Annotated in this window: 9 protein-coding genes; 5 read left to right on the forward strand and 4 right to left on the reverse strand. The window is 70.4% G+C overall.

The window, feature by feature from the left end:
• A partial coding sequence (locus ACT6XY_RS21640; protein WP_444750377.1) for a translocation/assembly module TamB domain-containing protein occupies positions 1-1638 on the forward strand: 1638 nt, incomplete at its 5' end.
• 26 nt (positions 1639-1664) lie between these two features.
• Here ACT6XY_RS21640 and ACT6XY_RS21645 read toward each other — a convergent pair.
• Both ACT6XY_RS21645 and ACT6XY_RS21650 read right to left on the reverse strand, forming a co-directional pair.
• Positions 1665-2318, reverse strand: a complete 654-nt coding sequence (locus ACT6XY_RS21645; RefSeq protein ID WP_444750378.1) for a hypothetical protein — start codon at positions 2316-2318, stop codon at positions 1665-1667.
• Between the two features lie 239 nt (positions 2319-2557).
• Positions 2558-3199, reverse strand: coding sequence for a class I SAM-dependent methyltransferase (locus ACT6XY_RS21650; protein WP_444750379.1), 642 nt, complete (start codon positions 3197-3199; stop codon positions 2558-2560).
• Here ACT6XY_RS21650 and ACT6XY_RS21655 point away from each other — a divergent pair.
• On the forward strand, positions 3198-4214 hold the full coding sequence (locus ACT6XY_RS21655) for a LysR family transcriptional regulator (RefSeq protein WP_444750380.1): 1017 nt from the start codon (positions 3198-3200) through the stop codon (positions 4212-4214). The two genes, ACT6XY_RS21650 and ACT6XY_RS21655, sit on opposite strands and share 2 nt — an antisense overlap.
• Before the next feature lie 163 nt (positions 4215-4377).
• Here ACT6XY_RS21655 and groL read toward each other — a convergent pair whose 3' ends face one another.
• Both groL and groES read right to left on the reverse strand, forming a co-directional pair.
• Positions 4378-6006, reverse strand: a complete 1629-nt coding sequence (groL, locus tag ACT6XY_RS21660; RefSeq protein WP_444750381.1) for a chaperonin GroEL — start codon at positions 6004-6006, stop codon at positions 4378-4380.
• A 56-nt stretch (positions 6007-6062) separates the two neighbouring features.
• Positions 6063-6377 carry a co-chaperone GroES gene (groES, locus tag ACT6XY_RS21665; RefSeq protein ID WP_444750382.1) on the reverse strand — a complete coding sequence of 105 codons (315 nt, stop codon included), beginning with the start codon at positions 6375-6377 and terminating at the stop codon, positions 6063-6065.
• 262 nt (positions 6378-6639) lie between these two features.
• Here groES and ACT6XY_RS21670 point away from each other — a divergent pair, with 262 nt between their 5' ends.
• From ACT6XY_RS21670 to ACT6XY_RS21680, 3 genes are all read left to right on the forward strand, one after another.
• Entirely contained in the window at positions 6640-6909 is a 270-nt protein-coding gene (locus ACT6XY_RS21670) for an usg protein (RefSeq protein ID WP_444750383.1), read from the forward strand.
• A gap of 197 nt (positions 6910-7106) precedes the next feature.
• Complete coding sequence (locus ACT6XY_RS21675) at positions 7107-7904, forward strand: ImuA family protein (RefSeq protein WP_444750384.1); 798 nt, start codon at positions 7107-7109, stop codon at positions 7902-7904.
• On the forward strand, positions 7837-8247 hold a 411-nt coding region (locus ACT6XY_RS21680), incomplete at its 3' end, for a Y-family DNA polymerase (protein ID WP_444750385.1). The genes ACT6XY_RS21675 and ACT6XY_RS21680, both read left to right, overlap by 68 nt.

Raw genomic sequence — 8247 nt, forward strand, 5'->3', positions numbered from 1 at the left:
CTCGGCGCCGATCTCGACGCCAGGATCGCGGCGCGGCGCGTGCCGCTCGCCGCTGCCGACATCCTCATGCCGGGCACGGGCCTGCGCGGTACGCTGGACGCCAGCGCGACCCTGCGCGGTCCCGCCGCTGCCCCGCGCGGGCCCTTCGAGGCGACCGTCCGCGGCTTCAGCGCGCCTGCCACCCGCAATGCCGGCGTGCCCGCCCTCGACATCACTGCACGGGGCGAAGCCCGCGGCGAGCGCGCTTCGATCGACGCCCGCATCGCCGGCGGGCGCACCGTCGCCCTCACCCTCGGCGGCTCCGTGCCGCTGACGCCGGCCGGAGCGCTGGACGTGACCGTGCGCGGCACGCTCGATGCCGCCCTCGCCAACGCCCAGATTGCCGGCTCCGGCCAGCGCGTCACCGGCCGCCTGGCCATCGACGGCGCCCTGCGCGGCACGGCCACCAGCCCCGACATCCAGGGCGCGGCCACCCTCTCCGGCGGCTCCTTCTCCGATCCCCTGAACGGCGTCGCCTTCACCGCCGTCGAGGGCCGCTTCACCGGGCGCGGCACCGCCATCGTGGTGGAACGCCTCGCGGGCCGGACCAAGAACGGCGGCACAGTCTCCGTCTCCGGCCGCATCGACGCCGACCCGCTGCGCGGCTTTCCCGCCGATCTGCGCATCGCCGCGCGCAACGCCGAGCTCGTGTCCAGCGACATCGTCCAGCTGACCGCGAGCCTCGACCTCGCCGTCTCAGGCCCGCTGGCAACGGCACCGCGGCTCTCCGGCCGCATCGACGTCGCCACCATCGAGGTGCGCGTCCCCGACCGCCTGCCCTCCACCGTCGAACCGCTGCGCGATGCGCGCCATATCAACGCGCCGCCGCAGACCAGGGCGCGTCTCGCCCAGATCGCCCGCCAGCGTGCGGCGACGACACGTCGCGGCGGGGCCCCCTTCAACGCCACGCTGGACGTCGTCCTCGATGCGCCGGGCCGCGTCTTCGTGCGCGGCCGCGGCATCGACGCCGAACTCGGCGGCCAGCTGCGCCTCGCCGGAACCACCCGCGACATGCGCGCCAACGGCGCCTTCGAGCTGCGGCGCGGGCGGCTGTCCCTGCTGACCCAGCGCCTCGACTTCACCCGCGGCCGCCTGACCTTCGGCGGCGGTGATCTCGTGCCCGACCTCGATTTCGTCGCCGAGACGCGGGCGACCGACATCACCGCCTCGGTGGGCATCACCGGCCGCGCGACGGAGCCGGAATTCACGCTCTCCTCCACGCCGAGCCTGCCGCAGGACGAGGTGCTCTCGCGCCTGCTGTTCCAGCGCGCCGCGGCGGGGCTTTCCCCCTTCCAGGCGCTGCAGCTCGCCCAGGCGGTGGCGGTGCTCTCGGGCGGCGGCGGCTCGGACGCCTTCGAGGCGACGCGCCGGGCGCTTGGCGTCGACAATCTCGACGTTACCACCGGCGCCTCGGGACCGGCGGTCGGCGTCTCGCGCGCCATCAACGAGCGCGTGCGCATCGGTGTCCGCACCGGCGCGAAGCCCGAGAACAGCACGGTGGGCGTCGACATCGACCTCACCCGGCGCATCCGTATCCAGACGGAGGTCGGGGCCGACGGCCGCGCCGCCGCCGGCATCGGCGCCGAGATCGAGTACTGAAAGGCCGCCCGTCGGGGCGGCCACGCTCACTTCAGGAATTGACCGCCCGCCACCATCAGCAGCGGGACCGGAAGCGCCGCGATGGCGACGGCGAGCAGGAAGCGGTCGGGCCTGAACATTCCGCTCATGCCGGCAATGAGCGCGATGCCGCCGCCGCCACCGATCAGCGCGTTGCCCGGCATGTTGACCGCGGCGATCAGCGTGAGGTCGCGGTGGTCAACGAGCAGGCGCGCGATCCGGTTCGGTGCGATCTGGACCAGCGCCTCGACGCGCTCCTGGGGCGTCATCGCGCCCAGCCGCCGCACCATCTCGCTTGCCGGCCTGAGCCCGACGACGTCGAAGATGGTGGCCAGACGTTCGAGCGGCACGTAACGGCCGGCGACATAGGAGATGGTGAGGGCGACGATGGTTGCCAGATAGACCGGCAGCGCCACCGCCGCTCCGAAGATGGCGAAGAGCGCCAGGCAGACTTCGATGCCGGGAACGAAGGGGATGGCCAGGAGAACGATGAACAGGGCGAGGCCGAAGCCCAGCACGAGGCGGGCGGTCGGATCATCGAAGTTCATGAGGTCGAGGCCGAGGTTCTGCTGCCCCCAGCGGCCGGCGAAATGACCGCCGACGAGGATGACGGCATAGCAGGCGAGGACGGCGCCGATGCGCAGCCATCGCGGAACGGACAAACCGGACAGGGCTTGCGGGCGCCTAATAACGTCCTGGCGTTCACTCACTGGCGGCGGCTCCGAACCGGGGGGCATAGGGGCGTCGCAGCACGGGCGAGAGAAAACCGACACGACGACCAACGGGAACCCGATACCGCTTCCTAGAGCAAGAGAATTACAGGTCGGCGACGGCGTGGAGGGGTGCGGCATTTTGCTCGGCCCCCCGTCGCGCCCGCGGCGCACACGTCCATCGGGGCCAGTCAATCGGCATCGCGTCGCGCGACGAGGAAGATGCGTGGATCGCGGCGTCCGGAGCCATGACGGGCCCGCTCAACCACGCTGAAACCCGCCACGGCCAGGGCGGCCTCGAGGTCGGAGGCGCCGAAGGCATCGACCGGCGGCGCCTTGCCGATCCTCTGCATCACCGGAATGGCGAGGCGGATCAGGGGATTCATCTCCATCACGCAGGGGGTCTTCGAGATGAACAAGCCGCCGGGCTTCAGAAGCCGGCGGACCTCGGCCAGCACGGCGGCGCGGTCGGCGACGAGATGCAGGACGTTGAAGGCCAGCACGGCGTCGTGCCGGCCCGGCTCGCCGGCCGGTTCCTCGGCGGCACGCGCCACAAAGGTGATGGTGCTGACGCCTTCCGACAGGGCCTTCTGCCGGGCGATGGCGATCATCGCCTCCGACACGTCCGCGGCGATGATCCGCGCCACGAAAGGCGCCAGCCGGAGGGCTGTCGTACCGGTGCCGCAGCCGATCTCGACGATGCTGTCGGTGGGCTTCAGCAGGGCCTTCGTTCGCTGCAGCGTCCGCTCGTAGCCCGCAATGTCCTTGATGGGATCGGCGGCATAGCGGCTGGCGGTCCTGTCCCAGAAGCGTGCGGCGGCAGTGATGGTCATGGGGCGTCCTCTCGCCCTTTCGCTAGCACGACCGGCAACATTCGGAATTGCACGATATTGGAAGAGCGATATACGTCGATGCATGATGGCCATTGACTGGAACCGGGCCCGTGCCTTCGGCGCCACCGCCGAGGCGGGGTCGCTGTCGGCGGCGGCACGCCGGCTCGGCCTGACCCAGCCGACCCTGTCGCGCCAGATCGCCGCGCTGGAGGCCGATCTCGGCGTGGCTCTGTTCGACCGCATCGGCAAGCGGTTGATCCTGACGCCTGTCGGCCGCACGCTGCTGGATCATGCGAAAGCCATGGCCGAGGCTGCCGATGCCCTGGCCCTCGCGGCGGCGGGGCAATCCGCCGACACGTCCGGGAGCCTCTCGATCTCCGCTACCGAGGCGGTGGCGGTTCATCTTCTGCCCGACATTCTCGTGCGGCTGCGCCGGGAGGCGCCGCACCTCTCGGTCACCATCGTCGTCACCGATGCGCTCAGCGATCTGCGCCGGCGCGAGGCCGACATCGCCATCCGCCATGTGCGGCCGACGGAAGCCGAACTGATCGGCCGCCACATCGGCGACCTCGAGGCCCATCTCTATGCGGCGGACGGCTGGATCGCCGCCCACGGGATGCCACGCGCGCCGGAGGACCTGGCCACCGCCGACATGCTCGCCTTCGATCCGGTGGACCGTTTCGTCGCGCATCTCGACGCCCATGGGATCCCCGTCACGGCCGGCCAATGCCGGGTCGTGTCCGACAATGCGCTGGCGCTCTGGGAACTGGTCGCCCGCGGGCTGGGGATCGGCGTGGTGCTGGATGCCGCTGCGGCAAGGATCCCGGGCATCAGCCGGGTCCTGCCGGGTTTGCCGGCCATCCCGGTGCCGCTCTGGCTCGTGGCGCATCGCGACCTGCGCACCAGCGGGCGCATGCGCCTGGCCTTCGACATCGTCGCCGATGGCCTGCGAGGGATCGTGAAGACCGCCCGGCCGGGGCGGGCGCTGACGGGCGCCAGGGTTCCCGGCGCCTGACGAGAAAGGCGGGCCGGATGACCGGCCCGCCCCACGGGTGAAACGCGGTGTCGCGTCCTCAGAAGTCCATGCCGGCCTCAGAAGTCCATGCCGCCGCCCGCGCGCGCCGGGCTTGCCCGGTTCGCGCCCCTTGCATGAAGAGCCGGGCGGCGGGTGGCCGGCCTCAGAAGTCCATGCCGCCGCCCGGCATGGCGGGGGCCGGCACGTCCTTCTTCGGCTTCTCGGCGACCATGGCCTCGGTGGTGATCAGGAGACCCGCGACGGAAGCCGCGTCCTGGATCGCCGTGCGCACGACCTTGGTCGGGTCGATGATGCCGAGCTTGAACATGTCGCCGTAGGTGTCGCCCTGGGCGTCGTAGCCGTGGGCGTAGTCGGCCTTGTCGGTGACCTTGCCGACGACGATCGAACCCTCGACGCCGGCGTTCTCGGCGATCTGGCGGATCGGGGCCTCCAGCGCCTTGCGGACGATGTCGATGCCGGTGCGCTGGTCGTCATTGGCGCCCTTGAGGCCATCGAGCGCCTTCGCGGCCCGCAGCAGCGCGACGCCGCCGCCGGGCAGGATGCCTTCCAGCACGGCCGCGCGGGTGGCGTTGAGCGCGTCGTCGACGCGGTCCTTCTTCTCCTTGACCTCGACCTCGGTCGCGCCCCCGACGCGGATCACCGCGACGCCGCCGGCGAGCTTGGCGAGGCGCTCCTGCAGCTTCTCGCGGTCGTAGTCCGAGGTCGTCTCCTCGATCTGCGCCTTGATCTGCGCCACGCGGGCGTCGATATCCTTCCTCGACCCGGCGCCGTCGACGATGATCGTCGCCTCCTTCTCGATACGGACCTTCTTGGCCCGGCCGAGCATGTTGAGGGTGACGTTCTCCAGCTTGATGCCGAGATCCTCGGAGATCGCCGTGCCGCCGGTGAGGATGGCGATGTCCTCGAGCATGGCCTTGCGGCGGTCGCCGAAGCCCGGAGCCTTCACCGCGGCGATCTTCAGGCCACCCCGGAGCTTGTTGACGACGAGGGTGGCGAGGGCCTCGCCCTCCACGTCCTCGGCGACGATGAGCAGCGGCTTGCCGGTCTGCACCACGGCTTCCAGAACGGGGAGCATGGCCTGCAGGCCGGTCAGCTTCTTCTCGTGGATGAGGACGTAGGGGTCCTCGAGCTCGGCCACCATCTTGTCGGTGTTGGTGACGAAATAGGGCGAGAGGTAGCCGCGGTCGAACTGCATGCCCTCGACCACGTCGAGCTCGGTCTCGAGGCTCTTGGCCTCCTCCACCGTGATGACGCCCTCATTGCCGACCTTCTGCATCGCCTCGGCAATCATGCGGCCGATGGAGGCGTCGCCATTGGCGGAGATGGTGCCGACCTGCGCCACCTCGTCGGACTTCGTCACCTTGCGGGAGTTCTTCTCCAGCTCCTTCGTGACGGTCTCGACGGCGAGGTCGATGCCGCGCTTCAGGTCCATCGGGTTCATGCCCGCGGCGACCGACTTGGCGCCCTCGCGGACGATGGCCTGGGCGAGCACGGTGGCGGTGGTGGTGCCGTCACCGGCCGCGTCGTTCTGCTTGGACGCCACCTCGCGCACCATCTGCGCGCCCATGTTCTCGAACTTGTCGGCGAGCTCGATCTCCTTGGCGACGGTGACGCCGTCCTTGGTGATGCGCGGGGCGCCGAAGCTCTTCTCGATGACGACGTTGCGGCCCTTGGGGCCGAGGGTCACCTTGACCGCATTGGCCAGGATGTCGACGCCGCGGATCATCTTCTCGCGCGCGTCCTGCGAAAACTTCACGTCTTTCGCAGCCATTGTTCCTCACTCCTTGGATTGAGACGTTGAGGGATGACGGGTGGACAAGGCCCCGGTCAGGCGGCCTTCTTCAGGCTCGCCGAAGCCTCGACGATGCCCATGATGTCGCTCTCCTTCATGATCAGGTAGTCGACACCGTCGATCTTCACCTCGGTGCCGGACCACTTGCCGAAGAGCACGACGTCGCCCGCCTTCACGTCGAGCGGCACGAGTTCGCCGCGCTCGTTGCGCCCGCCCGGACCGACGGCGATCACCTCGCCCTCCTGCGGCTTCTCCTTGGCGGTGTCGGGGATGATGATGCCGCCGCGGGTCTTCTCCTCGGCGTCGATGCGCCGGACGACGACACGGTCATGCAGTGGCCGAAACTTCATGAGTTCCTCCAGGTCTTGATCATCGCATGTGGATGGGCGGGACCCGATGCGAGGGCTCGGCGCGTGTCCGCGCGCGGCGCCTCCGGCATCCCGTCCGGTCGATGAGGTAGGAAAGCCGTTTTTGGCTCGCAAGACCCTGTCAGCACTTTTTTCGAATGAGTGCTAACAAGCTGATTTCAATGACGAAATGGAACTTTTTGCTTGCCATGGCGCTGATGTTGCGTTGCGATGGATTTCGTCATCCGGCAAAGGAGGTTCATGCATGGCATCGGCAGATTTCGCCCGCCAGATGGAGGGCTACGGGCTGACCACGGCAGGCATTCTCTACCGCCTGCCCGACCACCCGACGATCCTCCAGGAATATGTCTGGCAGGCCTATGACCTCGCCCCCCGCTTTCCCGAACTGAAGCGCTTTCTCGCCTTCTGGCAGGCCGAGCTGGAGGGCAAGCTCTATCGCGTGACGGTGGCGCACAAGGACCTCGTCGGGCCGGCCGAACTGCACGCCGTGGGCGCGGAGTTCCGCCTCCACTGAGCGCGGGCGTCTGCGACGCTGCGCCGACGGGCCTTTTCTAAGGTCCGGAGGCTGTTCCTCGCGCCTTTCCGCCCGCCCGTTCGCGGCCGCCGGGATGGCGGCGCCTCGGCCGCCGCTTCTCTCGTCTCCCGGTTGAGGAGGCTCCCTTGACTCTCCCTCGGAGAGTCTCTCTCTTAGAGAACGAAACAGGAACAATCATGACTGCGCGACGCGACACCCTCGCGGCGCTGAAGGGCACCCTTGCGCGTCTCGAGCGAGGGGGTCTGCCCTCGGCGTCGCCGCATTTCTCCCTCGGCTCGGACGGGCTCGACGGGCTGCTCGGCGGCGGGCTGGCGCGGGCGGCCGTACACGAAGTCTTCGCCGGGAGCCCCGCCCATGGCCCGGCCGCCACCGGATTCGCCCTCGGCCTGGCGCTGCGGGCGGCACCGTCAGCGCCCGTGGTCTGGGTCCGCCAGCGCATGCTCGACCAGGAGTTCGGCCGCCCCTACGGCCACGGCATCGCCGCCCTCGGCCTCGACCCCGGCCGGCTCGTCCTCGTCCGGGCGAAGGACGCGGAGGCGGTGCTGAAGGCCACCCACGACGCCGCCCGCTGCGGTGCCGTCGGCGTGGTCCTCGCCGAAATCTGGGGCGCGCCGAAAGTCCTCGACCTCACCGCCAGCCGGCGCCTGTCGATGGCCGCGGCCGAGAGCGGCGTCACCGTCATCGCCACCCGCATCGCCGCGGAGCCCTCAGCCTCCGCCGCCCTGTCGCGCTGGCAGGTGCGGGCGATGGCTTCCGAGGCGGCGGAAGCCGGCCTGCCGGGGCTGCCGGCCTTCCTCGTCACCCTGCTGCGCCACCGGGCCGGCATTCCTCCCCGCGACTGGCCCATGGAGTGGGATCGTGAACACCGTCGCTTCCGCGAGCGGACGGCGCTACCTCGCCGTCTGGATGCCCTTCCTGCCGACCGAACGGCTGCGCCGCAAGCACCCGCCCTCCCCTTCCGGCGCGCCGGATGAGGCGCCGCTCGTCCTCACCGAGAAGGTCGGCGGCGCCCTGCTCCTCGCCGCCGTCGACGCGAAGGCACGCGCGCTCGGCCTCGCCCCGGGGCAGAAGCTGGCCGACGCACGCGCCTGCCTGCCGACCCTCGTCGCCCTGGAGCACGATGGCGACGCCGACCGCCGTTTCCTGGAGCGTCTCGCCGACGCCGCCGACCGCTATACGCCGCTTGTGGCGCTGGAGCCGCCGGAGGGCTTCGTCCTCGACATCACAGGCTGCGCCCATCTCTTCGGCGGCGAAGCGGCGCTGCGCAGCGATCTCCTGCGCCGCCTCGCCGGCGCCGGACTGACGGCGCGCGCCACC

Source organism: Phreatobacter sp. (assembly GCF_052440005.1).
GTDB lineage: Bacteria > Pseudomonadota > Alphaproteobacteria > Rhizobiales > Phreatobacteraceae > Phreatobacter.

What these genes read in the sequence shown, in the direction of transcription:
- ACT6XY_RS21655 (WP_444750380.1), top strand. Translation starts at nt 3,198, where the DNA reads ATGGGGCGTCCTCTCGCCCTTTCGCTAGCACGACCGGCAACATTCGGA.
- ACT6XY_RS21650 (WP_444750379.1), bottom strand. Translation starts at nt 3,199, where the DNA reads ATGACCATCACTGCCGCCGCACGCTTCTGGGACAGGACCGCCAGCCGC.
- groL (WP_444750381.1), bottom strand. Translation starts at nt 6,006, where the DNA reads ATGGCTGCGAAAGACGTGAAGTTTTCGCAGGACGCGCGCGAGAAGATG.
- groES (WP_444750382.1), bottom strand. Translation starts at nt 6,377, where the DNA reads ATGAAGTTTCGGCCACTGCATGACCGTGTCGTCGTCCGGCGCATCGAC.
- ACT6XY_RS21670 (WP_444750383.1), top strand. Translation starts at nt 6,640, where the DNA reads ATGGCATCGGCAGATTTCGCCCGCCAGATGGAGGGCTACGGGCTGACC.
- ACT6XY_RS21675 (WP_444750384.1), top strand. Translation starts at nt 7,107, where the DNA reads ATGACTGCGCGACGCGACACCCTCGCGGCGCTGAAGGGCACCCTTGCG.